A 23,904-nucleotide genomic window follows, 5' to 3' on the forward strand; every position below is an offset into this window, starting at 1 on the left:
GTGGGGTGGTCGGCTACGACCAGTCGATGATGACCTTGCCGCTGTTGCCGCGGCGGGCGGTCGCGAATGCTTCTTCCCACTGTTCGGCGGGGAAGCGGTCGGTGACGACAGCCGAGACATCCAAACCGGTGTGCACCATGGCGTTCATGGCGTACCAAGTCTCAAACATTTCGCGGCCGTAGATGCCTTTGATCGTGATCATGTGGGTCACGACGGTGGCCCAGTCGATGCCGATGGGTTCGGCAGGCAGCCCGAGCATCGCAATGCGGCCGCCCTGGTTCATGTTGCTGATCATCTCGGGCAGGGCGGTGGGATGTCCGCTCATCTCGAGCCCGATGTCGAAGCCCTCTTTCATGCCGAGCTGCTCTTGGGCTTCGGCGATGCGCGTTGTCGACACGTTGATCGCGAGGTTCACGCCCATCTCGCGGGCCAGTTGCAGCCGCTGTTCGTTGACGTCGGTCATCACGATATTGCGGGCCCCAATGTGACGCGCAACCTTGGCGGCCATGAGTCCAATGGGGCCGGCACCGGTGATGAGCACGTCTTCGCCAACCATGGGGAACGACAGTGCGGTGTGCACGGCGTTGCCGAGGGGGTCAAAGATCGCGGCAAGTTCGGGGTCGATATCGAGCGGATGCTGCCACACGTTCTGTTCGGGAATAACGACGAACTCGGCGAAGGCGCCGTCACGGTTGACCCCAATGCTTGAAGTGAATTTGCAGAGGTGGCGGCGACCAGCGCGGCAGTTGCGGCAGTGCCCGCAGACGACGTGGCCTTCACCAGAGACGAGGGCGCCGACCTCGACTGAGGTCACTCCTTCGCCCAGTTCAACGACGTGCCCCGAGAACTCGTGGCCGGGAATGAGGGGAGCGTTGATGGCGCCGGCGGCCCACGCATCCCACGATTCAATATGCAGGTCAGTGCCGCAAATTCCGGTGCGGGCGACCCTGATCTTTACCTCGCCGCGAGCGGGGGTTGGTTCGGGGCGTTCGGCCAATACGAGGCCTGGTCCGGCCTTGTCCTTGTAGAGGGCTTTCATCGTTGATTCCTCTCAGGCGGCGCGACACTGCGCGTGGTGTGCGCTTGTGGCGCACCTCATTCGACGTGTCCGCTGCTGTGTTTCAGGGGCTGCCTCTTGTGTTCGAGGGCGGCTTGTCTGCGAGCGTCTTACAAATCATAAGTTGAAGGAGCTGTTCGCTGCCGAAATCTTCGTAACCATCGCAGAGATCGCGGCTCAATATGCGACCCCAGAACGAAATTTGTCATCTATATACTGAACGCGTGATGGGTACCGCACGGCTAACGATGATGGGCGTGCTCGCGATCGCCATTGTCGCCAACGTTGTTCAATTCGCGGGGATCGATGAGGTCGCCCCCGAAAATTACGAGGCGATTAATCGAAAGCCGAGCTCGGATATTGTCGACATCTCGTCCCGAAGCGCTCCCGTCAATCGCGCTTACGGTCTGTCGTGGGCAATCGCCGCAGAACAGCCCGATGCCACCGTTCTCGTCTCTGCCGATGATGAGAGCGCTTTGGTGAGTTTGAGAGCCTTCATCCTGGGGTTCGGCGAAGCCCGCTCCGTATCGCTCGCCTCAGACTCTCTGCACACTCTGACAACGCTTGAGCAACTCCGCGCGAACCCACAGATCATCTCGGTGGAGAGAATCGTCAGTGACGGCCACGGCCACCGTCTCGAAGACTGGCTCTATATTCGTGGAGACTGCTCCGACGATTCGGCCCCGCAACTCGCCATCGGCCATCTTCCCCTCGACGCTGAGACTGCCGCCGACACGCAAAGCGACAGCGGATTGGCGCTCGTCGTTGTCGATAACTGCCTTCTGCCGAACGGTGGGCTCAGCGAATGATTCTTGAAGTCGTTTTCGTTCTGTCACTGATTCTCGGGGGTTCTGCTCTTATTCAGGTGGCCGGCGCCCGCGGGCTCGGCGTTCCTATTCTCGGAGCGGTCACCGGCCTCGCGCTTTACCTCTGCGTTACGGCATTTCAGGTTCTGACGCCCATTACAAGCTCGCCGCTTCTCACTCTGATTCTGACGGTTGCTCTCCCGGTCGCACTGTGGGGCTGGCGCCGCGCCCAGGGTGCTGACCTTCCACTTCGCCCGCTGTGGGCAGGCATCATCGTGGCTGGTGTGATCGGTGCCGTTGCGTTCTTCCGTGCGATGCCTCAGGTGGCGTGGTCAAACGACAGTCTTAACTACCTGCTCAACGGTTCTCTGATCGCGAGCAACAACATCACGATCGCTTCGACGGCTCTGTTGCCCAAGCGACTCATTGGAGTGCCAGGGCTTCACGCGGTGGCAAACCTCGGCGGTGAGCTGTACGTGCAGTCGATTACGCCGCTGATTTCGGCACTCGTGCTTGCTGTGCTCGGGTGGATGGTGTGGCAATCGCTCTCGACGCGCCTGAGCAAGCGGGCGCTCTTACTGCTGATCGGCGCCGGACTACTGTTCCTCGTCTCGATGAACCGTTTCGTTTTCCATGCTTTTTACCTCAACGGGCACCTGCTGTTTGCCCTGTTTATGCTCGTCGTGGTCGGCGGCGGTTGGATGCTCGTCTCCTGCGACTCCGTGAGCAAGACCGCGCTCATCACCGCGATGAGCCTCGCCGTCGGCGCCCTCATTTTCATTCGAGCAGAGTCGTCAATTCTCGTCATCCTGATGCTCTTACCGATCATTTTCGATGGCTCGGTGAGCAGACTGCACAAGTCGGTTCTGCTGGCGGTCTTAGGCGTCGCGACGATTGGATGGCAATCATTCATGGCGGCGATCTACCTCGCGCAGCAACAGTCAGTGGGGTTCGAGATCTGGGGCATCCTGGGGCTGGGCGTCGCAGTTCTTGCCGTCATCCCCCTGCTCAGATGGAACGCGCTCATGACGCGCGGTCGCCTCTTCTTGCTGCTCGCCGAAGGCATGCTGTGGCTGACCCTTCTCGTGCTCGTGGTTCGCAACCCCCAGATTCTTAGAGACAGTCTCACCGCCACGTTCGCGAATGTCGTGCAGGGCGCCGGTTCGTGGGGGCTGTCACTGGTCTTTATCGCGGCACTCTTAGTGCTGGCCTCCTTCATCGCTGTTCCCCACAGCGTTCACTTGCGTTTTCCGCTGACAAGCTTCATCCCTTTGGGTTTCCTGCTGGCGTACTTGCGTGACGCCGCGTATCGCGTGGGCGACGGAGACTCCCTCAACCGCATGTGGATTCAACTCATCCCGGTGGCGCTCTTCTACGTGCTTATTGCTCTGGGCGTCGGCAAGTGGCGTCGTCGTTCCACCGCTGCGGTGTCGAGCACCGCCGCAGTGCCGGTTGCCGCTGCGGTCCCCGGAGACTCCCCATCGATATAGTTGCTGTGGCGTTCGGGTGCCCGTGTTTAGCTCAGCGGGGGCGACGCCGGTGTGCGTTACGGAGTGCGGAGAGAACTTGCTGAAGAAACTGAAGACGATCGCGACCACGCTGTTGGCGATCACGTGGATTCGAAAGACCTACGAACTCGTCAATCGGGTGTTCCTCGAGACGTTCGGATCAAGCCGAATTCTGGCGCACTTCTTCTACATGTTCTCGTTTCTGGCCTTCAACCGCGAACAAGCTGCGGTGTTGCGCGGCCGCCGCAACTATTACCGCAACAAGAATCAGGACCGCACTTCGCGGGTAGAGCTTCGCCGCAACATCCACCGCCTCGAAAAGGGCATCATCATGATGCCGCGGCGCGACGTTTTTGCCCGCGACTACATCACCGAGACGGTTGAGTTTTACGAACTAGCGGCCCACCAATGCTCGACAGACCCGGCCTCGCTTGAAACCAGTGAAGTCGAATGGGCTCACAACGTTCTCGCCGAGTACTTTCGGGTGAGCACCGGCATCGACCCGGTCGTGGATGCTGCCCGCGCCCGTTTCTCTGCACTGAGCTACACCCCTGCCGACACCACCAAAGTGCCCTATGCCAAGAAGAACCTCTCCGACATCAGTTATGACCAGCTGCATGAGCTGGCGATGCAACGTCGTTCGGTGCGCTGGTTCGAACAGAAGCCGGTACCTCGCGAGTTGGTCGATAAGGCGCTGATCATTGGGCGCCAAGCTCCCACGGCGTGCAACCGTCTTCCCTACGAGTTCCGCGTGTTTGATGACCCGGAGATGGTCAAGACCGTAGCCGGGCTGCCGTTCGGAGCGGCGGGCTACGCACAGAACATACCGACCATCGTCGTCGTTGTCGGCAAGCTCGAGAGTTACTTCAGCCCACGCGACCGCCACGCGATTTACATCGACTCGTCGTTGGCAGCAATGTCCTTTATGTACGGTCTCGAGACTGTCGGGCTCAGCTCGAGCGTGATCAACTGGCCAGACTTTGAGCCTCTCGAAGCGAAGATGCAGAAAACTCTTGGCCTCGACGTGACCGATCGCGTGATCATGCTGATCGCCGTGGGGTACGCCAACCCCGACGGTCTCGTGCCGTACTCGCAAAAGAAGGAACTCGACACCTTCCGCTCGTACAACAAGATGCGATGACCGCGCCGTCATCCCCGCCTCGGCGCAAGCGTCTGGTGCGCTGGGGCCTCACCGTCGTAGTGCTGTCGTTGGTGGCAGTGCTGTTTTGGCGGGCGCTCGCCGACAACTGGGCTGAGGTTCAGGCTCAGCAGTTGCAGTTCAGCTGGCTCATGGTGGCGGCCGTGGTGCTGTTTGCGGTGGCCGTTCCGGTCTCAGGATTGCTCTGGGGCGCAATCGTCAACAGGCTGAGCCCGGCAACCACGGTGACACCGCGCGAGGCGATGGCGGTGCATTCAGCATCGTGGCTTCTCAAGTACGTCCCCGGCCAAGTCGGCTCCCTGCTTAACAAAGTGATCTGGGGTAAGAAGCAGGGCATCAGCCGCAGCGTCATCGTGATCTCGTTCATCTACGAGAACGTGTTCCTGCAGGTGTCGTCGATCGTGCCGAGTGCCGCAATCTTGCTTGTCAGCGTGGGGCTCGTCATTTTTCAAGACAACCCCGTCACGGTGTTGCTCCCGATCCTGGCGCTCATCCCGCTTCTGATGGTTCTCGATCGTCGGCTTTTTCATCCGGTGCTCAACTTTGGCGCCAAGCGGATCCTCAAACAAGAGCTTCCGCGCGAGTACTTCCTGCCCCCGGCCGCGGTCGGCGGCTACCTCGTAGGATTCGTCGCCCCGCGCATTATCAACGGCGTCGGCTTTGTGCTCGTGGCATCATCGTTCCTCGACCTCGAGCCATCAGCGTGGCTGCCATTGGCCGCGACCTACGTGCTCGCCGGCGCAATCGGAATCTTGGCGGTATTCGTGCCCAGCGGACTCGGTGTTCGTGAAGCAGTGATCTTCGTTTTCGCTCTGCAGTACATGACGCCGGCGCAGGCCGTCATCCTGTCACTCTTAGCCCGATTGCTCAGCACCGTTGCGGATGCCGTGGTCGCGTTGTTGTATGGAGTACTGACCCTGTGGCTCAAGCGTCAACCGCCTAAGCTCAGTCGGGATGCGTGATGCACTCCCGCGTGAGCGTTGTTTGTTTACCTCCGCCCTCTAAGGTTCGCACCACACCCTTTTCGCCTCTGGAGCTGGTTTTCCCGTGAAAGTTTTTGTTCAGATCCCGTGCCTGAATGAAGAGACGACTCTTCCTCTGGTGTTGGAGTCGATTCCGCGCGAGATTCCCGGCGTGGACGAGTTGCACATCCTTGTCATCGATGACGGCTCGACCGACCGCACCATCGAGGTCGCTAAAGCACATGGCGTCACTCATTTCGTGCGCCATCCGGGTAATCGTGGGCTCGCCCGTTCCTTCTCCGACGGTGTGAGCTATGCGCTCGCCCACGGTGCTGACATTGTCGTCAACACCGACGGTGACAACCAGTACCCTCAAAACCGCATCCCCGACCTCATCGCACCATTGATGAACGGAGCGGCCGACATCGCCATCGGCGACCGTCAAACGGCCACCATCGCGCATTTTTCGCCGTTCAAGCGACTACTTCAGCGCTTCGGCAGCCGCGTCGTGAACATGGCTGCGGGTACTGATGTTCCGGATGCCGCGAGCGGTTTTCGGGCCTACTCGCGGGAGTCGCTGCTGCGCCTCAACGTCGTCACCGAGTTCAGCTACTGCATGGAAACAATCATTCAGGCCGGGCACAAGCGAATGCGTCTGGCAAGCGTTCCCATCGAGACGAATGCCAAGACTCGCGAGTCGCGACTGTTCTCGTCGATGTGGCAGCACGTGGGGGAGTCCGCGCGCGCGATCATTCGCAGCTACCTCATGTTCCGTCCGCTCGCGTTCTTCCTGCCCTTGGGCACTGCGCTAACGATCGCGTCGCTGATTCCCTTCGTTCGTTACCTGATCCTGTGGCTGTCTGGAACGACGGGCGATCACATTCAGTCGCTGATTCTCGGTTCCGCGCTACTGGTGGGCGGACTCCTCAGCTTTGCGCTCGGGCTGCTCGCTGACCTCATGCGCATCAACCGCATTCTGCTCGAAGACTCAATGGAACGCACCAAACGAATCGAGTTTGGGCCCGGCTACACGGCAATGAAAACGAAGGGCCAGTCACTCGCATGACCGCTCCCCACATCACCATCATTGGCTCCGCGCTCGCGGGCAATAAGGGCGCCTCTGCGATGCTGGAAAGTGCGATTCAAACGTTGAGCCCGCGCGTGCCCGGCGTTACTTTCACGCTTCTCAGCATGTATCCCGAAGAAGACCGCGCCCAGAACACTTACGACAATCTCGATATTGTGGCGGCCCAGCCGCGGCAGCTCGGCGTGACGATCAACTCGCTGGCGCTGCTCTACCGCATCCTGCCGCCGCTGCGCCCGCTCCTGCGTCAACGCTCGAAGGCGATCGGTGCCTTGGCTCGATCGCAAGTGCTGCTCGACCAGGGCGGCATTACCTTCACCGACGGTCGCGAAAAGTTTCTTCTCTACAATGTGGCATCCATTCTCCCGGCGCTCTTCGTCAAGACTCCGGTGTTCAAGTGTGCTCAAGCCATCGGGCCCTTCACGAATCCGGTGAACCGTCGCGCCGCACGGTTCTTCTTGCCCAAGGTGCACACCATCGTGACCCGTGGCGCAAAAACACACGAGTTCGCCGAGGGGCTGGGGCTGAAGAACCTTGTCGCGGGCGCCGACTACGCGTTCTCGCTGGAACTTGACGGCACCGAGCGCGCCGAGGTGTCGAAGAAGTTCGACCTCTCGTTCTTTGAATCGGGTACGGTCGTGGGTTTGTCGCCGAGTGTTGTCCTACAGAAAAAGGTCGATGCTCGTGACGGCGACTACATCGGCCAGACGGCTGACTTCGTTTCGCACCTTCTGGCGTCGGGGCGCAAGGTCGTTCTTCTGCCGCACAGTGCTCGTGATGGATCCACCAAGACACACAACAACGACTTACCGCTGTGCCGCGAAGTCTTCGAGCGCGTGGGGGCGAATGAGAACCTTCTCTTCATCGACGCCGAGCTTCCCTCGCAGCAGCTGCGCTACATCATCGGAGAATGCGATCTCTTCGTTGCTAGCCGCTTTCACGCGATGGTGTCGGCCCTCGCCATGGCCGTGCCGACTCTCGTCATTGGGTGGAGCCACAAATATCAAGAAGTGCTCGAGATGTTTGATGCCGAGGAATGGGCAATGCCTCACAGCGAAGCAGAGCTGGGTGCCCTCGTGAAGCGGTTCGAACAGCTAGCTGAAGTGCGCGTCGAGGTTGCGGCTTCGCTGCAGAAGCACTTGCCCGCCGTCCGCGCGCGTTCGCTCGCGCAGGCCGACCTTATCGCCGCGATTGTGACAGACCGCACCGCCTAGCCCGCCTCGTTCTGGCTAGCTGCACCGAGCCACCGTTAGTGGTGGTGAACGTGCTCTTCGGTGATGTTACTTTCGGGTTCAATCTGAAAAGTTGAGTGCTCGATGCTGAGCTCGAAGTGTTCGGCGACGCACTTTTGCAGCGCGGGCAGCATCTCGGCCGCATGACCATCGCGAAAGCAGGAGTCATCGACGATGACGTGCGCGGTGAGTACGGGCAGGTCGGATGAGATGCGCGTGATGTGCAGGTCGTGCACGTCAGTGACGTGATCCATTTCCATGATGTGCGCGCGCACTGCTGCGGGGTCGATGCCCTTCGGCGTGGATTCCAGCAGCACCCCGAGGCTGGCTTTCAGCAGAATGATGGTGCGGGGCACAATCAGAATGGCGATCAGGATGCCGACCACAGCATCCGCCTGGTACCAGCCGAAGAGTGCGATCACGATGGCGCTGAGAATAACGCCGACGGAGCCGAGCGCGTCGTTCACGACCTCCAGAAAAGCGGCCTTCATATTGAGGTTGGCGTTGCGGCCGCCGGTGAGCACGATGAGGGCGGCGACGTTCGCGACAAGGCCGATTATCCCGAAAATCAGGAGGCCGGCGGGTTGGATTTCTGGCGGGTCGAAGAGGCGGCGCACACCTTCAACGAGCGCGTAGATGCCCACGGCGAAAAGCAACGTTGCCTGCGCCATCGCGCTCAGCACTTCTGTGCGCTTCAGACCCCAGGAGTGCTTATTGGTGGCCGGGCGTTGCATGAGGCCGGCCGCGATGAGCGCCATGAATAGTCCGGCGGAATCGGTGAGCATGTGCGCGGTATCGACGAGTAGAGCGAGGCTGCCCGTAACGACGGCGCCGATGGCTTGAGCGATCACGACGCCGACAGTGATGATGAAGGCAATCAGCAGCCGCGTGCGGTTCGTCGTCGCTGCGCCGTGGTCGTGCCCGGCGCCCATTAGCTGCCCCCGGTCGTCAGCCAGCGGAGCGGGTTCGACGAAACGAATCCCGTTGCGGACTCGACTGTGAAACTGCTCATGCGGCGATTCTAGTTGGCCGCGCTGGGCGGGTGGCGACTGCAGGCTGCCGTGCTGCGGGCGGCGCTAGATGCTGGCCTTGAGCGCTGACTGGCTCAGTTGAAACTGCCGCTGATGGCGAGCTTTCGCTTCGTCGAGAGTGGCGCAGGTGCCGAGCGGGTGAGCGCGATGGTCGGTGATGAGAAAGTCACCGCCGCTACTGCGTTCGATCATGCCCGCGAATTCACCGCCGGCATTGCCAATCCAGAGGCCCGCTTGCACGGTCGTCCAGGCAATAGCTGGACGGGCGCGGTCTGTTGAACCTTCGGTCGGCCGGGGCGTGGCAATCGTCATAGTTTTCTACTCCTTCGAGTTCACACTATTGAAGACCTCAGACACTGCGAGGGAACATCCCGCTGCAGTGCGGTTGTGCTCTGACATTGATTCAACTCCTCACGAAGCGATCTGTCGAGCCTTCATTCGCGCGTTTTCGATGTTTGTAACATTTGTGGCTCAGGCGGAGGGCGACTGCTCTTCTGCGCGAGAGTCATCGAGCATCTTTCGCCGCCCAATAAGGAACCAACTGAGTGGACCAAGAATGGTGAGGAGCAGGCAGATACCGACCCAAGCGGCAAGCTCGATTGCGCGAAGCTTGTCGCGATTGCGATAAAGGGAGACCAGAGCGAGCACAGAGGCGGCAAGGGAAACGAGCCCGAAGATCATGAAAGCGCCGGCGTAGGCAACCCAAAACACCATCATGAAGATGACCGCGATTGCCGTCGACCCGTCGGGCCCGCTGTTGCTGACTGCTGTAAGGATGCTCATATTTCAAGGATACCGGGGTGAAGTGTTGCGCCCTAGCCCTCAAACGGGCGTCGCGAGCCGCGTCTGGCGCAATAAAGCTGCAGGATCGCACCGCGGCAGCGGGAGCGCTATCCGCTCTGACGTAGCGGGAGTTATCATCGACTAAGGGTGGATCGGAGCAGTGCTGATCGTTGCCGAACACTCGACTGGGGCGCTTTCTGCGGTGGCGCTCCCGTCACGAAGTACCTGTGGTTCAAGGCCCGAGGTATATCCGATTGGCATTCCCTATTTCTCGTTTTAGAAAGCTGCCATGACCTCGACCGATTCCATCCTGCGCGGCTATTTGAGTGACAATGCTGCCGGCGCCTCACCGCAGATTCTGGATGCCGTGGTTGCGGCATCCGCGGGCCCCGCTGCACCCTATGGAAATGATCCGCTCACCGCGCAGATGCGCGCGAAGATGGCCGCTGCGTTTGAGTGTGAGCTCGACGTCTTTGCGGTCGGCACGGGGTCGGCAGCCAACGGCATCGGGCTTGCAGCATTGACCCGACCGTGGGGCAGCATTCTTGCTCACCGTGACGCGCACATTCAGAACGATGAGGCCGGGGCACCCGAGTTCTTCACTGACGGTTCCAAGATTGTCTTGCTCGGCGGCGAGCACTCCAAGATCGATCCCGACGAGCTGCGGGCAGCGGTGAAGGTCGGGCTGGGCGATGTACACAGCGTGCAGGCATCGGTGCTCAGCATCACCCAGGTCACCGAGACCGGCAGCGTGTACACGATTGACGAACTGCGCGTGCTGACGGGTATCGCGCGGGAGGCTGGCCTGCGCATCCACATGGATGGTGCCCGCTTCGCCAACGCGCTTGTTGCGCTCGACGTGAGCCCGGCGGAGATGACCTGGAAGCTCGGCGTCGATATGCTCTCGTTCGGCGCCACCAAGAACGGCGCCCTCACGGCGGATGCCATTGTCTCGTTTGACCCGACGCTCGCTACCGAGTTGTCATTCCGTCACAAGCGCGGCGGGCAGCTCACCTCGAAGATGCGTTTTCAGGCAGCCCAGCTCGACGCGTATCTGACCGACGATCTCTGGTTCGACAACGCGCGCCAAGCCAACGCGATGGCGGCTCGCCTGCGCGCCGGAATCGCAGATGTCGCCGGCGTGACCGTCACCAGTGAGCCCGGCAGCAACATCCTCTTCGCCCTCTTCTCCGACGAACTCACTGCAGCACTCTTCGAGCGCGGTTTTGGTTTCTACGCCAACCGTTGGGAGTCCGGAGTCGTGCGCATCGTTGTCTCGTTCGCCCACCAGGCCGCGGACATCGACGCCTTCGTGGCGGCCATTCGCGAGCTCGCTTAGCGCTAGGCGTTAAGCGCTGTGCTCGCAGCTAGCCGCCACGAGCTCGCTTAGTCCTTCTCGGGCGCGCTGCTGTCGGTGGGCCGCTCGTCGTTCTCGGTCTCTGCGGCTAGCTCCGCTTCCACGTCGGCGGTCTCGCCGGTGGCATCCGCTTCGGCAGTGGGGGTCATGCCGATCGTGGTGCGCAGCATCGAGCCGCGCGCTACCGCAATCGCGATCACCGACGTTGCCGTCACGAACGCGGCAATCATGAAGACGGAACCAAAGGCATCCGCGTAGGCGTGGTGGAACGCTGTCTGGATGACCTCGGGGAGTCCGGTGATGTCGAGGCTGGTTTCGCCCGAACCGTTCGAGAGGGCGCTGGGGTCAACGCCGATCTCGGCAAGGTCGTCCACGATGTTGCTGCTGACGTGGTTCGTGAGCACCGCGCCGAGAATCGTCACGCCGACAGCGCCGCCGAGGGAGCGGAAGAAGGCGACGGCAGCAGAGACGGAGCCGACATCCTTCACATCAACGGTGTTCTGAACCGCAAGAACAACGTTCTGCACGAGGCCACCGATGCCGATGCCCATGAGGACCATGTAGATCGAGACGGTCCAGTAAGGGGTGTCGTGGGTCACGGTGCCGAGACCGGTGAGGCCGGCGAGAAGCAGAACGCTGCCGACCATCATGACGGGCTTCCAACGACCGATGCGGCTCACGATGAGGCCACCGATCGTCGCGGAAAGCAGTTGGGAGATGATCATCGGGATGGTCATGAGGCCGGCCTGCGTGGGAGTGGCGCCAGTGCCGAGTTGGAAGTACTGCGTCAAGAAGATGCCGGAGCCGAACATGCCGACACCGATGCCCACGCTGGCGACGATCATCCAGATGGTGGTGGAGTTGCCGAGCAAGCGCAACGGAATCATGGGGACGGGAGCGCGCAGTTCAACCACAACGGCGAAGAAGCCGATGAGGAGGAAGGCAGCGAGGAAGACGCCCGACTGCCACGAGATCCAGTCGTAATCGTTGCCCGCAAAGGTGACCCAGAGCATGGGCAGGGCTGCCGTGATCGAGACGAGAACGGCGCCGAGGTAGTCGAGTCGTGTTTTGCCGCGGGTGTTCGCGGGAAGGTGGAGCTTGAGCTGCAGCACGATGAGGGCGATGACGGCCAGCGGCAGGCTTACGAAGAAGCACCAACGCCATCCGAGCGAGTCAGTGATGATGCCACCGAGCAGCGGGCCGGAGACGGTAGCGACCGCCATGACGGCACCCATGTAGCCGGCGTAGCGTCCGCGCTCTCGAGGCGCGATGATCGAGCCCATGATGGACTGCACGAGAGCGGTGAGGCCACCCATCGCGATGCCCTGTAGGGCACGGGCGATCATGAGAACGCCGATAGATCCGGCGAAACCGGCGGCGATGGAGCCGACCAAGAAGAAGACGATGGAGAGCTGGGTTAGCAGCTTCTTGTCGTAGAGGTCAGAGAGCTTGCCCCAGATCGGGGTCGTGATGGTCATCGCGAGCAGGCTCGAGGTGATGACCCAGGTGTACTGGCGCTGGGTTCCATCGAGCTCGGCAATGATCGTCGGCAGGGCGGTCGATACGATCGTGGTGGAGATCATGGCGGTGAAGAGCGCGGCGAGAAGGCCGGTCATCACCTGCAGAATTTCGCGGTGGGTGTAGGCGGCGCCGGGCTGATCGGGGGATGGCGTGGTGGCGCGGGTGGGTGCGGTCATTCGTTGTTCTCGTCTTCGTCTTCGTGTGTTTTTGTGTCGATAGGGGTATCGGTGGGCTGCAGAACCTCTGCAAGCCGGTCATTCAGAACAGCAAGCAGGGCGACGGCGCGCTCGGCTTCCTCGGGGGTCCAGTCGTCAAGAGCTGCAGCAAATTTGCGGATGATGCGGCTGTCGCCCTCGGCCAGTGCGGTGCGTCCCTGCTCGGTGATGGAAATGAGAACCGCACGGGCGTCAGCGGGGTCGGGGCGACGTTCGACGAGGGCATCGGCTTCGAGTGCTTCCACTGCGCGGGAGGCAACGGGAGCCGATACAACCAGTTGGTGGGCGAGTTCGCCGAGGCGCGCATCGCCCTCCAACAGGTGCCGCAGAAAGCCGTACTTGGTGCCGGCGAGACTGCGCTCGCGGCTGCGCTGGGCAGACTTGCGGAAGGTGCGGCTAATCGTCACCATTCCCGTGAGGATGGCGGTGGCATCCGTGTTGTCTAACAAGTCTCAACTCCTTTAAGTACTTAGCGAGGGTAACTATATTCCTTACCTTAAGCAACTAACTGAGTGAATGCGTTTTTTGCGGCGGTCTCGCGTTCCCTGTTTCCCTATGTTGGTCGGGTGGATGGGGAGTAGCGTCGAGCAATGACCGAAATCGCGAGGACGATTGCAAAAGCTGGGGAAGGCGACAATCGTGCGGCGATGCCGCCCGAGGTCGCGGCGACCTTCGGCGACTACCCGGAACCAATGCGCAGCGAGCTACTCGCGCTTCGTGAGCTGGTTCTGGCTACGGCATCCGAAACCGAGGGCGTTGGTGCGATCACCGAATCGCTCAAGTGGGGAGAGCCCGCGTATCTCACCAAGGAGACGCGCAGCGGCAGCACGATTCGCATTGCGCCGACGAACGCGAAATCAGCGCACGACTACGCGATGTTCTTCATCTGTAGCACCAATCTCGTAAACGACTTTCGCGCCCAGTTCGGCGACATGTTCGCCTACGAGGGCGAGCGCGCGGTGCTGTTCACCGTCGGCGACAGCGTGCCGGTCGATGAGTTGCGCGAGTGCGTGCGGCAGGCGCTGACCTACCATCTGCGACGTGCCTAGCAGCCGCCGCAGTCGAGTCGCGCTAACGCTCCGCCCTAGAGGCGACCTTCCTCCTCCGTTGGGATGATCTCCGTCAATTCCTGAGGTTCTCTCTGAGTCGCGCACCTAGCATTGCCACATGCTCATTACTCTTCGTAAGTATCGCTGGCTGCTCGAGCCGACCATTGCGGTGGTCTTTTACGTACTCTGGATCCTCGCAGAGACCGGTCGCACCATCGGCGCTCCGTGGCCCGCATACCCGTTCACCCTCGCCATCATTGCCGCAGCGATCGGCCTGGCAAGGGCATTTCCGCATGTGGCGATTCTGCTTCCGGGCGCTGTATTGCTGTTCCAGCTTGCCTTCTCGCCTGCCCGCTATGGCGAGACGACGTGGCCTGTCTACTTCGGCATTGTGATTGCGTGTTTCATCGTGAGCTCGAGCGCGCACAAGCGAATCCGTCTTGTGGCGCTTCCGATAATGCTGTCGTACGCCGTGATGTGCGCGCTACTCACGGGGGTGCCACTTCTCTCTGACGGGGCCGGCTGGCCAGCCTGGGTCGGGTCACGCTTCCTCGGGAGCCTTCCGGTGCATCAGACGTTCTTTCTCGTGCTCGCAGCAAGCCTTGCCTGTGCGATCGGTACGTGGGCAGTTGCTTCCGGGCTTCGGTCTTCGCGGCAACTCCACGAGACGGATGCCAAGTTCGGTGCGACCGTCGAGGAACTCCACTCTGCCGAGATCGATCTCATCGTGTCTCGGGAGCGCGACCGTATCGCACAGGACGTGCACGACATCATGGCTCACTCGCTCGCAGTGATCATCGCCCAAGCGGATGGTGCTCGTTTTATTGGTCCGCAACGGCCAGACGCGATCGGGGAATCCTTAGAGCGGATCGCGGGATCAGCGCGTTCTTCCCTCTCCGAGGTTCGTATTCTTATCGAGTCGCTAGTCTCTGAGCCTGAAGGCCACTCGAACCCTACGATCGAGAATCTCGACGAACTGGTTGAACGGATGCGCGGGGCCGGGCTTGCCGCCACGATCGAGAGTTTTGGGTACCCTCGACCGCTCACGCCTGGCCAGCAACTCGCCGTGTACAGAATCGTTCAAGAAGCGCTGACCAATGCTCTGAAGCATGCCGGGCGGGAACCCTCGGCACGCATCACCCTGGACTGGCGCGGGCCGGGTTTGGCGTTGAGCGTTTCTTCGACAGGTGCTCCGGCGGTCGACGATTCGGTCGCGGAGGCCGCTCCGCGCACGACTCGGGGGCTGTACGGAATGCGCGAGCGTGCACGGTTAGCGGGCGGGTGGCTCACGACGGGTGCCGCTGATGAGCGTGATGTCTATCTCGTCACCGCGTTCATTCCCTCAACCAGCGAGGAAAACCCGGGTGACGGAGAACGCTACGAGAAGCCGCTGGTTGCAGACGAGGTGGCCGCTCGATGAGCCCCATTCGTGTTGCGATAGCTGACGATCACCAGTTGTTCTGCTCGGGTATCCAGATGTTGATTGAGTCACAGGACGACCTCGCCTTCGTGGGGGCCGCCTACGACGGAGAAGCGGCGGTCGCCTTGGCTAGCGAGGTCGACCCCGACGTTCTGTTGATGGACATTCGGATGCCGCTCCTCGACGGCATCGAGGCGACGTCGCGCATCATGAATGCGCTCGTCGAGGCCGCGGGAGAACGTGAAGCGAGTGAAGGGTCAGCACCCCAACTGGGCCCGAAGATCATCATGCTGACAACCTTCCAGCGTGATCAGGCGGTGGTCCGCGCGATTCAGGCTGGCGCCGAGGGGTTTCTAGTGAAGGATGCGACTCCAGAGTTCATCCTTGCAGCGATTCGGGCAGTGCACGCCGGGCAGTCGGTGATCGCTGCGAGTGACACGGTAGACCTCATCCGAGCGCAAACATCATCGGTGCAGCGCGAGCGTGTCGCCGAAGCAATCGATGTTCTCTCGGTGCGCGAGAAGGAAGTTTTCTTGTTGGCGGCGCGGGGGCTGAGCAACGCAGAAATCGCGCAAACCGCGTACATCGGGGAGACGACAGTGAAGAGCCACATCCGCAGCATTCTGGCGAAGCTGTCGCTCGCCTCTCGGGTACAGATCGTCGCGCATGCGTACGAGAATGGACTACTGCGATAGAGCGTCCAGCTAGGAAGGGCCCCATGGCTGATCCCAGTGGCACGTCACCCTCAGCTGAATCGTGGTTGCCGCCCGGCTGGCAGCATCCGACCCAGGTCGCTTTGCCGACTGGCCACCACCTCCGCCCGATCCGCGCCTCCGAGACCGAGCTCGATATGGAGGCGGTGAAGGGTTCGCGGGAACGACTGTGGTCGATCTATGGCGAGGCCTGAGGTTGGCCGCCAGCCACAATGACCGCCGAGCAGGACCGCGCCGACCTGCAGCGGCATGCCGACGAGATGCGCATCAACCAGTCATTCAACTTCGCGCTCTTTGACGCGAACGAGACGGAGCTCATCGGCTGTGTCTACATTGACCCCGCCGAAACACCGGAGGCGGATGCGGACATCTCGTGGTGGGTGCGCGACGAGAACGTCGGCACCGACCTCGAAGCCGTCCTCGATGACTTCGTGCCAGCGTGGATCGCGCGCGATTGGCCGCTCACGAGCCCGCGTTACGACCGGTTCTAGGCGATTGGCTCGCGCTCGATGTGAATGTGCACCTCGTCGCCGACGTCTTTTTTGAGCTTCTTGCGTAACGCTGCACTCACTGAGATGAAGTGGCCACCCTGCCCTGTGGGCATGAGTGCGGAAGTCACCGCCACTCCGTCAACAGTGGTGTTCGGTTTGACCGTTTTTCCGGTTCCGAAGAACTCTTTCGACACGGGTACTTCGATGACCGACCAGCTTGGCATCCATTCGGGGTTGACGATAGTGGCGCTGAAGTCGAGGTTCTCGGGCATGCAGCAAGCTTATTCAGCGCGACTGCTGTAGCCAAGCAATCGCTGGGCGCCAGCTACTCGCCGCCGGTCGAATGCAGAATTTTCACGATGGGGCGCACCACTCGTCGTGTTGGCGCATCCGTCGACAGTGCGAGGCGGTTAACAAGGTCATCGACTTCTGGCCGGAGCTGTGGTCGTTGGTGAAGGATCGCCCGCAGCGCCATGGTCTGCGCTTTCGTGACGAGCGGTCGTGGATCATGTGCGTTCGCCTCAATCAGCGGCAGGGCATCCGAAAAGAGCGAGTCGGCGGCATCCTTGTCATGCAGTGCAAGCGCCCACAGCAGTGCGAAGCTAGCGCGTTTCGTGAACTCGCGATCGCTTCCTGCCCACGGTTCGAGTCGTGACCACGCGTCGGGCGCTTTATCGAAGAGGGTGAAGCAGGCACCATCGACGATCGCCCAATTGTCGAAGTCAGCGCACCACGTATCCAGCTGATCGACGCTGACGAGACGTGGATCGTCGATGTACGTTGCGATAGTTCGAGCCTCGTAGAGACCGGTCGCCCACAGAGAGAGTGCGAGCTCGTGATCAGGGGCTAGGGCCGCGGCGATCGTTTTCATTCGGGCCCTCGACAGGCCGACGGCGTTGTCGGTCTGGATGCCGTAACGCCGCCCCAGATCAGCCCTAGCCTGCGGGTCGCCCTCAGCGTGTAGCTGAGCGACAAGAGCGGCAGCACGAGTGTCAGAGTTTTTTGCCATGGTTCGCTCCTGACTTCGCTTCGTTGCAGCCTACCGACAGTGGTTGAAGTGCCGAACCAGCGAAGAATCCGCGGAGCGCGAGAGAACTCTTAGGCGAAGTCGGTGGCGACCGCGTTGCGGTGATACTCGAAGATCATGCTCGTGTTGGTGGAGGCAACGCTGTGGCGGGCCGACAAGTGATCGACGACGAACAGTCGAACCTTTGACGAGTTCTCGACCGCGATGTGCACGAGAAAGTCATCCCCGCCACCCACGAAGAACAGCTGAATCACTTCGGGCAGCCGACGAATTTCTTCCGTAAAGGCTTGGATGCTCTCTTGGCGGGCACCTGGGCGCAGCGAGACTCCGATGATCGCTTGCAGCCCGCGACCGAGCTTCGCCTGGTTCAGCGCGGCGTGGAACCCCGTGATGAGGCCGCGGTCGAAAAGCGACTTGATGCGAGTGTGAGCGGTGGATGCCGCAATGCCGACGGTGCTCGCGATCGCCGCGTTGCTCATCCGGGCATCCCGAGAGAGAAGGGTAAGGATCTTCGTGTCGATCGGGTCAAGTTCGTCAGTCACTCGAAGATCCTTCGGCTGGAGGGGCGATTGAACGCAATTTTGGCACAAAATGAGGCCTTTGCGAACTATTTTCCGATCAATATTCTGACTTTTCCACAAAAGACAGAATTTCTGACAGGGTTGAGCAACTCCACTCCGCTGCGAAAGGTAAGTCGATGCGCATTTCTGTACCTGCTGAAATCAAGAACAACGAAAATCGTGTTGCGATAACCCCGGCGGGTGTGGACACCTTGGTGGCTGGCGGGCACGCCGTCACCATTCAGGCTGGCGCCGGTATCGGTAGTGGTTTTACCGATGAGCTCTACGCGGCAGCAGGCGCACAGATCGTTGCTGACGCGGCCGAGGTGTGGGCATCCGCCGAGCTCGTCGTGAAGGTCAAAGAGCCGATCGCTTCGGAGTACGGCTACTTTCGCAAAGACCTCGTTCTCTTTACGTACTTGCACCTCGCCGCAGACCGCGCGCTGACCGAAGCGCTCGTCACGTCGGGAACGACGGCGGTTGCTTACGAGACCGTTCAGGGCGACGACCGTTCGCTTCCCCTTCTTGCCCCGATGAGCGAGGTCGCTGGTCGACTCTCGATCGTTGCTGGCGCCCACGCTTTGCTCAAGGCTGAGGGTGGCAGCGGTCAACTGCTCGGTGGAGTTGCTGGAACCCCCAAGGCCAAGGTTGTCGTCATCGGTGGCGGTGTTGCCGGTGAGCACGCTGCCGCCAACGCGCTCGGTCTCGGCGCCGACGTTACGATCATCGACATCTCGCTGCCGCGTCTGCGCGCGCTCGAGGTGCGGTTCAACGGTGAAGTTCAAACCCGCGTTTCGACGCGCTACGAAATCGCCGAGCAGCTGCTCGAGGCCGACCTGGTGATCGGTTCGGTGCTGATCCCCGGCGCTGCCGCTCCCAAGCTCGTCACCGACGAAATGGTCGCGTCGATGAAGCCCGGTTCGGTGCTCGTCGACATTGCGGTCGACCAGGGCGGATGCTTCGAAGGCACCCACGCCACGACCTACGACGACCCCACCTTCACGGTTCACAACTCGCTGTACTACTGCGTCGCCAACATGCCCGGCGCTGTTCCGCGCACCTCGACCCGCGCTCTCAGCAATGCCACGTTGCCGTTCGTCGTCGCCATCGCGAACCACGGTTGGGATGCAGCCGCTGCCGCATCGCCCGCTCTTGCTCGCGGACTCAACGTCGCCAACGGCGAAATCGTCAACGAAGGCGTTCGCGCCGCTATGGCGGTTCGCTAGTAGCTTTCGCTAGTTTCGGGGTGGGGTACGAGCCATCGCTCGCTAAACCGCGACCTCGCTCTGGCGTGCGTGAAACTCGCGCGCCTTCGCGGTGAGCCACCCGAAGAGCAGTTCGCGGTCACGTTCGTTCGCCGCGCCGTCTTCGGGATGCCATTGCACCGCAATAAGGGGAGAGGTCGGGTCGGTGCTTTCGACCGCTTCGACCACGCCGTCGGCGGCGTGACCGGTGGCGGTGAGACCGGCGCCCACGACATCCACCGCTTGGTGATGGCCAGAGCGGATCGTCATGGTGCCCTCGCCGTACAGCTCGGAGAGTTGCGAAGCCGGGTCGAGGGTCACGTCGTGATCGACCATGGCGTCGACTCCGCCGCCACTGTGCACGACAGCGCTCGGCTCGAGGTGTTGGATGAGCGTGCCACCGCGCGCCACGTTCACGATGTGCATCCCGCGGCAGATCGCGAGCACGGGCAGGCGACGTTCGGTGGCCTGGTTCACGAGCTCGATGTCGACGCGGTCGGTCGTGCGGTCGATGTTGTAAAGCTTCGGATGACGCTCGGCCGCCCCGTACTCGTCGGGGTCAACGTCACCACCGCCGAGCAGCACGACGCCGTCCGCCTGGCTGAGCGCAGCATCCACGTCCGCTTCGGTGAACCCATCAACACTGATGACGCGAGCACCGGTCGCTTCAATCGCCGATTTCATGGATGCTTCGAGCCCATGAATCAGCGCAGTAAGCTCAGGCTTTTCGTGCGCACCACCGGCGGAAGCCTTCGACATAACGATGGTCGGAACGTACTCGGGGGTGGTGATCATGGGCGAAATCCTCTTGCTGGCATTCGGTCGCTCAGACCGCTGCGTTCAGCCTAAATGAGGTGGCGGCCTGTGGGGAGCAACGCGACCGCAGCAGGGCGAGCACGGTGGCCGCTGACGGCTTTATTGCCGTCGAGCACCGTGACGGCAATAAGGCCGTCGGTCGCGCTGCGCGAGGCTACGGGTGCAACACAATCTTGCCGACGTGCGCCCGGCGAGCGAGCTCTTCCTGGGCTTCGGCGGCCTGCTCGAGCGGGAACGTTGCCGCGACGAGGGGCGCGATTTCTCCCTGCCGCGCCATCTCCATGAGCAGTTCAAAGTGCTCCGGGGTGTGCATCGTGGAGCCGATGAGTTGCAGGTTGTGCAGGTAGAGGTCGCGCACGTCGAAGCCGATCGTGTGACCGCCCAGGGCTCCGGCAACGACCCAGCGGCCGGCCTTGCGCAACAGGGGGAGTCCGTCGTGAACGAGGTCTCCGGCGACAACATCGAGAACGACATCAATGCCATTAGGAGCGGCCGCGCGTACTTGCTGGGGCACGTCGGTCGCGCGGTCGACAACGACGTCGGCGCCGGCATCCCGAACCGCCTGAATCTTGGAACCGCTGCTGATCGCGATCACGCGGGCGCCACGGGCACGCGCCAACTGCACGAGCGCAACGCCGACGCCACCGGATGCTCCCGACACCAACACGGTTTCACCCGACTGCAACCGGCCACGCTCGATCATGCCGAGCGCGGTGCCGTAGGAGATGGGCAGGGCGGCGAGCTGGTCGTCGCTGAGGGGTGACTCGGTCACGTCGTGGATGCGGTCGGCCGGCGTGATCACGTACTCGGCGTACCCGCCGTCGCCTTCGCTGCCCATGAGGCCCGTGATGTTCGCGTCGGGTTCGTCAACGTCATAGATCGCGGGGTCAATGACCACGCGAGACCCAAGGATGCTCGCGTCGACGCCGTCGCCAACCGCGACGACGTGCCCAGCAACATCCGCCCCCTGGATGCGCGGAAAGTCGAGCGGCCCACGCCAGCCGGCGCGCGGGCCCGGTAGGCCATACTCGCCTTCGCGAGTCCACAGGTCGGTGTTGTTGAGGGCCGCGGCGCTCACTTTCACGAGAACTTCGTTAGCCCCCGGAGTGGGAGTTGCTGCCTCGGTCACACGCAGAACCTCGGGCCCGCCGTGCTGGGTGAGCTGTACGGCGCGCATGGTGGTGGGAACGTCCATGGGGGTCTCCTCGTGGATATACTGATCGGTGAACTAAACCCACAGTACACCGATCGGTAAAGGAGTGTTGAATGTCGGAGACGAAACCGATGACGGCCGCAGGGCACCGCATTCTGGAAGCCGCCGGTGACCTCTTCTATAGCCGCGGCATTACGGCGGTCGGTGTCGATCTCATCGCCGAACACTCGGGTGTGACCAAGCGCACCCTCTACAACCAGTTCGGCTCCAAAGATCAGCTCGTGGTCGCGTACCTCGACGAGCGTGAACAGCGTTGGCAGCTACTGGTTCGCGAAACCATCGCCGCCGCCTCGTCGCCGATCGAGGCGGTGATCGCCCCTCTCGAAGCCCAGCGCACCTGGAACCAGAGCAACCCGCGCGGCTGCGCCTTCATCAATGCTCTCGCCGAACTGCCCGACGCGACCCACCCCGCTCACGTCGTCGCCATGAAACAGAAGCAGTGGCTGATCGACCTGTTCCTTGAGCTCGCCACGGCGGCCGGATGCTCGGCTCCCGACACGCTTGCCACTCAACTCTTGGTGCTGCACGAAGGCGCCCTCGTCACGCAGCAACTCTCGCTCGACACTCTCTCGGCGAGCATCGAATTGGCGCGCGAACTCGTGCGGGCAGCGGTGCCAGCGCAGCCCTAGCGGCGGGTCTGCATGGCGATCGCTCGCTGCCAGCCGATCGATCTCTCACCGGCCCCGCCATAATGGAAGAAGTGCCTCCAACGCACTGAGGATATGAGGAACCATGCCCACTGTTGAGCAGCCCCGAATCGGATTTGTGGGCGCAGGCCGACACTCCTCGCTGAACCTGTATCCAGCTTTCGCCGCGACGGGAGTTCCCCTGGCGGGTGTGGCTGAGCGCAATCCTGCTCGCGTAGCCGAGGCAGAAGCCCGCGGCATCCACCCCATCTTTCCGAACCACCTCGCGCTGATCGAAGCCACGAACCTTGACGGCATCGTCGTGTCGCTTGCCCCACACCTTCAGGCTGCCGTTGTTGCCGACTGTGTTCGCGCTGGCGTTGCCGTGTTCGTCGAGAAGCCCCTCGGGTCGACCGAGGCCGAAGCTCAAGAAGTTGCCGAAATCGCCGCGGATGCCGGTGTGCCCGTGATGCTCGGCTTCATGAAGCGATTCGCTCCGGCCTACACCCAGCTCAAGACTCTCATCGGTGAAGGGACCGAGCAGGGCCCGGTGTTGTCGTACGCCTGTGAGTTTGGCTTCGCGGCGTGGAAACCCGACTTCACCCCGGTCGAGTTCGTGACACAGGCGGTCATTCATCTCATCGATCTCGTCCGCGATGTGTTCGGAGAAGTCGTTGATGTGTCGGCGATGAAGAACAGCGCCGGCGATGGCCTCGCCATACTCGTGCAGGTGCGCCACGAGAACGGTGTCATTGGGTCCTTGAACTTTGTTTCGGCGAGAGCGTGGTCGCGCGAGACCGAAGAACTCAGCGTCACGTGCGCGAACGGGGTCGTGCGGGTCTCCGACCTGAGCCGCATCCACGTGCTCACGGGCGAAGTTGACGGCTCTACCGCTGGACCGGGCGAAACCCTCGCCGAGCGATCTGTCACGTACGACGTGTCGAACTCTCCCGGCTCGGGAAGCCTCCGAGACCTCTACTTGCGCGGCTACGTCGGCGAGATGAAGCATTTCGTTGGAGTCGTGCAGGGAACGGAAGAACTCAGCCCATCGGCAGCAGATAACGTGCGCACGATGGCGCTGTGCGACAAGATTCTGGCCGCGATCGCTTCCTGACGCGAGTGACTCAATTCAGTCGTTGAGCGGCACGACATCCCACTCACCGAACAGCGTGAAGCCGGCCGCGAGAGCGACGGCCGACGACCCATCGTTGCCGAGCTGGCAGCGATACTGCGGTTCATAGCCGTCCGCGAGAGCACGCGCGCTGATCGCACGAACGGTGCGCGTGGCGAAGCCGCGACCACGGTATCCCGGCAGCGTGATGATGCCGAGGTCGGCCAGCTGTGAGCCGCGCCACGGATACATGCTCGAGGCAGCCACGAGCCGATCATCCGCAAAGGTGCCATAGACGAGCCAGTGATCGAGTTCCACAAATGCTTCGTCGAGTTCGCTCTCGGGGATCGCCGCCGCGAACTTCTCGAATTCTGCGGCATCCGCCTCGGTCAGCTGGCGGGTTGTCTTAGGTGTGACCTCAGCGCGCAGGGCGTCCTGTTCCTGCCGCGGGAGGTAGAAGAGTCGATCGGCACCGTTGAGAGCAACTCCGGCCGCGTCGAGTTCAGAGCTCAATTGCTCGCTGCTGATTCGTTGCCCGTCGGTGAAATCGAGGCGCTCGGCGAACGACGTCACCAGGCTGACGATGCTCGGCCCGACGGCAACATTCAGCAGGGTGACAGCAGTGTTGGTGGGCAGCGATTCGGCGACCCGAACCACGTAGAGGGCATCGAAGGCGGGCTCGCGCTCATACGTAGGCAACCAGTAGTCGAAGACGATCGGTGAATACATTCGAACCCTCTCGGATGCCGGTGCGAGACTGCAGCGATGCCTCAGAAGCATTGCCCCAACGGCAGAGTGGCAGACTAGCAAACCGGTCTATGGATGCCGCAATTCGGCTTCGGAAAATCGAGCAGTATTCACTCTCGAACAGTGCCGCGCGACAGGCCACAACACTCCCGCACGGAGGGGCCTACAGGAG

The 23,904-nt window shown here is 61.8% G+C and carries 27 protein-coding genes; 15 read left to right on the forward strand and 12 right to left on the reverse strand.

What is annotated here, in order from left to right:
* Window positions 1–13: 13 nt before the first annotated feature.
* Window positions 14–1,039 (reverse strand): L-threonine 3-dehydrogenase, encoded by a 1,026-nt coding sequence (tdh, locus tag I6E58_RS10285; RefSeq protein WP_197133263.1) that lies wholly within the window; start codon window positions 1,037–1,039, stop codon window positions 14–16.
* Between the two features lie 242 nt (window positions 1,040–1,281).
* Here tdh and I6E58_RS10290 point away from each other — a divergent pair, with 242 nt between their 5' ends.
* The 6 genes from I6E58_RS10290 (at window position 1,282) to I6E58_RS10315 (ending at window position 7,790) form a co-directional block, all read left to right on the forward strand.
* Complete coding sequence (locus I6E58_RS10290; RefSeq protein WP_197133266.1) at window positions 1,282–1,866, forward strand: hypothetical protein; 585 nt, start codon at window positions 1,282–1,284, stop codon at window positions 1,864–1,866.
* Window positions 1,863–3,353 carry a hypothetical protein gene (locus tag I6E58_RS10295; protein WP_197133269.1) on the forward strand — a complete coding sequence of 497 codons (1,491 nt, stop codon included), beginning with the start codon at window positions 1,863–1,865 and terminating at the stop codon, window positions 3,351–3,353. The genes I6E58_RS10290 and I6E58_RS10295 overlap by 4 nt, the downstream gene beginning before the upstream one ends.
* 76 nt (window positions 3,354–3,429) lie before the next feature.
* Window positions 3,430–4,512 carry a nitroreductase family protein gene (locus I6E58_RS10300; RefSeq protein WP_197133272.1) on the forward strand — a complete coding sequence of 361 codons (1,083 nt, stop codon included), beginning with the start codon at window positions 3,430–3,432 and terminating at the stop codon, window positions 4,510–4,512.
* Window positions 4,509–5,492: a lysylphosphatidylglycerol synthase domain-containing protein gene (locus I6E58_RS10305; RefSeq protein WP_197133275.1), complete on the forward strand. Its 984-nt coding sequence runs from the start codon at window positions 4,509–4,511 to the stop codon at window positions 5,490–5,492. Before I6E58_RS10300 ends, I6E58_RS10305 begins: the two co-directional genes overlap by 4 nt.
* 85 nt (window positions 5,493–5,577) lie before the next feature.
* Complete coding sequence (locus I6E58_RS10310) at window positions 5,578–6,558, forward strand: glycosyltransferase family 2 protein (RefSeq protein ID WP_197133278.1); 981 nt, start codon at window positions 5,578–5,580, stop codon at window positions 6,556–6,558.
* Window positions 6,555–7,790: a polysaccharide pyruvyl transferase family protein gene (locus I6E58_RS10315; RefSeq protein WP_197133281.1), complete on the forward strand. Its 1,236-nt coding sequence runs from the start codon at window positions 6,555–6,557 to the stop codon at window positions 7,788–7,790. Before I6E58_RS10310 ends, I6E58_RS10315 begins: the two co-directional genes overlap by 4 nt.
* Before the next feature lie 35 nt (window positions 7,791–7,825).
* On the opposite strand, the gene I6E58_RS10320 is transcribed toward I6E58_RS10315, so the two are convergent.
* The 3 genes from I6E58_RS10320 to I6E58_RS10330 form a co-directional block, all read right to left on the reverse strand.
* Window positions 7,826–8,740 (reverse strand): cation diffusion facilitator family transporter, encoded by a 915-nt coding sequence (locus tag I6E58_RS10320; protein ID WP_197133285.1) that lies wholly within the window; start codon window positions 8,738–8,740, stop codon window positions 7,826–7,828.
* A gap of 144 nt (window positions 8,741–8,884) precedes the next feature.
* Window positions 8,885–9,151, reverse strand: coding sequence for a hypothetical protein (locus I6E58_RS10325; RefSeq protein WP_197133287.1), 267 nt, complete (start codon window positions 9,149–9,151; stop codon window positions 8,885–8,887).
* 159 nt (window positions 9,152–9,310) lie between these two features.
* Entirely contained in the window at window positions 9,311–9,622 is a 312-nt protein-coding gene (locus I6E58_RS10330; RefSeq protein WP_197133288.1) for a PLDc N-terminal domain-containing protein, read from the reverse strand.
* A 289-nt stretch (window positions 9,623–9,911) separates the two neighbouring features.
* Here I6E58_RS10330 and I6E58_RS10335 point away from each other — a divergent pair, with 289 nt between their 5' ends.
* On the forward strand, window positions 9,912–10,961 hold the full coding sequence (locus I6E58_RS10335; RefSeq protein WP_231595505.1) for a low specificity L-threonine aldolase: 1,050 nt from the start codon (window positions 9,912–9,914) through the stop codon (window positions 10,959–10,961).
* 47 nt (window positions 10,962–11,008) lie between these two features.
* Here the strand turns inward: I6E58_RS10335 and I6E58_RS10340 are convergent, their stop codons facing one another.
* The gene (locus tag I6E58_RS10340) at window positions 11,009–12,676 is read right to left on the reverse strand and encodes an MDR family MFS transporter (protein ID WP_231595506.1); all 1,668 of its coding nucleotides are present in this window, start codon (window positions 12,674–12,676) and stop codon (window positions 11,009–11,011) included.
* Complete coding sequence (locus tag I6E58_RS10345; protein ID WP_129073019.1) at window positions 12,673–13,164, reverse strand: MarR family winged helix-turn-helix transcriptional regulator; 492 nt, start codon at window positions 13,162–13,164, stop codon at window positions 12,673–12,675. The genes I6E58_RS10340 and I6E58_RS10345 overlap by 4 nt, the downstream gene beginning before the upstream one ends.
* Before the next feature lie 141 nt (window positions 13,165–13,305).
* On the opposite strand from I6E58_RS10345, the gene I6E58_RS10350 reads away from it, so the two are divergent.
* From I6E58_RS10350 to I6E58_RS10370, 5 genes are all read left to right on the forward strand, one after another.
* On the forward strand, window positions 13,306–13,764 hold the full coding sequence (locus tag I6E58_RS10350; RefSeq protein WP_197133290.1) for a DUF1801 domain-containing protein: 459 nt from the start codon (window positions 13,306–13,308) through the stop codon (window positions 13,762–13,764).
* Between the two features lie 118 nt (window positions 13,765–13,882).
* Entirely contained in the window at window positions 13,883–15,184 is a 1,302-nt protein-coding gene (locus tag I6E58_RS10355) for a sensor histidine kinase (RefSeq protein WP_197133292.1), read from the forward strand.
* Window positions 15,181–15,879 carry a response regulator transcription factor gene (locus I6E58_RS10360; protein WP_197133295.1) on the forward strand — a complete coding sequence of 233 codons (699 nt, stop codon included), beginning with the start codon at window positions 15,181–15,183 and terminating at the stop codon, window positions 15,877–15,879. The genes I6E58_RS10355 and I6E58_RS10360 overlap by 4 nt, the downstream gene beginning before the upstream one ends.
* Before the next feature lie 23 nt (window positions 15,880–15,902).
* Complete coding sequence (locus I6E58_RS10365) at window positions 15,903–16,091, forward strand: hypothetical protein (protein WP_197133297.1); 189 nt, start codon at window positions 15,903–15,905, stop codon at window positions 16,089–16,091.
* An 18-nt stretch (window positions 16,092–16,109) separates the two neighbouring features.
* The gene (locus tag I6E58_RS10370) at window positions 16,110–16,388 is read left to right on the forward strand and encodes a hypothetical protein (RefSeq protein ID WP_197133300.1); all 279 of its coding nucleotides are present in this window, start codon (window positions 16,110–16,112) and stop codon (window positions 16,386–16,388) included.
* Here the strand turns inward: I6E58_RS10370 and I6E58_RS10375 are convergent.
* The 3 genes from I6E58_RS10375 to I6E58_RS10385 all read right to left on the reverse strand — a co-directional run bounded on the left by I6E58_RS10375 (window position 16,385) and on the right by I6E58_RS10385 (window position 17,957).
* Window positions 16,385–16,660 carry a DUF1905 domain-containing protein gene (locus I6E58_RS10375; protein WP_197133302.1) on the reverse strand — a complete coding sequence of 92 codons (276 nt, stop codon included), beginning with the start codon at window positions 16,658–16,660 and terminating at the stop codon, window positions 16,385–16,387. The genes I6E58_RS10370 and I6E58_RS10375 overlap by 4 nt on opposite strands.
* Before the next feature lie 53 nt (window positions 16,661–16,713).
* On the reverse strand, window positions 16,714–17,397 hold the full coding sequence (locus I6E58_RS10380; RefSeq protein WP_197133304.1) for a DNA alkylation repair protein: 684 nt from the start codon (window positions 17,395–17,397) through the stop codon (window positions 16,714–16,716).
* A gap of 89 nt (window positions 17,398–17,486) precedes the next feature.
* Window positions 17,487–17,957: an Lrp/AsnC family transcriptional regulator gene (locus I6E58_RS10385; protein WP_197133306.1), complete on the reverse strand. Its 471-nt coding sequence runs from the start codon at window positions 17,955–17,957 to the stop codon at window positions 17,487–17,489.
* 155 nt (window positions 17,958–18,112) lie between these two features.
* Between I6E58_RS10385 and ald the strand changes: the two genes are divergently transcribed.
* Window positions 18,113–19,201 carry an alanine dehydrogenase gene (gene ald / locus I6E58_RS10390; protein WP_197133308.1) on the forward strand — a complete coding sequence of 363 codons (1,089 nt, stop codon included), beginning with the start codon at window positions 18,113–18,115 and terminating at the stop codon, window positions 19,199–19,201.
* A 42-nt stretch (window positions 19,202–19,243) separates the two neighbouring features.
* On the opposite strand, the gene I6E58_RS10395 is transcribed toward ald, so the two are convergent.
* The gene (locus tag I6E58_RS10395) at window positions 19,244–20,014 is read right to left on the reverse strand and encodes a gamma-glutamyl-gamma-aminobutyrate hydrolase family protein (RefSeq protein ID WP_197133310.1); all 771 of its coding nucleotides are present in this window, start codon (window positions 20,012–20,014) and stop codon (window positions 19,244–19,246) included.
* Between the two features lie 175 nt (window positions 20,015–20,189).
* Window positions 20,190–21,230, reverse strand: a complete 1,041-nt coding sequence (locus I6E58_RS10400) for a zinc-binding dehydrogenase (protein WP_197133312.1) — start codon at window positions 21,228–21,230, stop codon at window positions 20,190–20,192.
* A 71-nt stretch (window positions 21,231–21,301) separates the two neighbouring features.
* Here I6E58_RS10400 and I6E58_RS10405 point away from each other — a divergent pair, with 71 nt between their 5' ends.
* Entirely contained in the window at window positions 21,302–21,877 is a 576-nt protein-coding gene (locus I6E58_RS10405; RefSeq protein WP_197133314.1) for a TetR/AcrR family transcriptional regulator, read from the forward strand.
* A 103-nt stretch (window positions 21,878–21,980) separates the two neighbouring features.
* A complete protein-coding gene (locus I6E58_RS10410; protein WP_197133316.1) occupies window positions 21,981–22,988 on the forward strand; it encodes a Gfo/Idh/MocA family protein in 1,008 nt (335 codons plus the stop codon).
* Between the two features lie 15 nt (window positions 22,989–23,003).
* Here I6E58_RS10410 and I6E58_RS10415 read toward each other — a convergent pair whose 3' ends face one another.
* On the reverse strand, window positions 23,004–23,714 hold the full coding sequence (locus I6E58_RS10415) for a GNAT family N-acetyltransferase (RefSeq protein ID WP_197133319.1): 711 nt from the start codon (window positions 23,712–23,714) through the stop codon (window positions 23,004–23,006).
* Between the last annotated feature and the right edge of the window lie 190 nt (window positions 23,715–23,904).

The organism is Salinibacterium sp. SWN1162 (assembly GCF_015864675.1).
Taxonomy (GTDB): domain Bacteria; phylum Actinomycetota; class Actinomycetes; order Actinomycetales; family Microbacteriaceae; genus Rhodoglobus.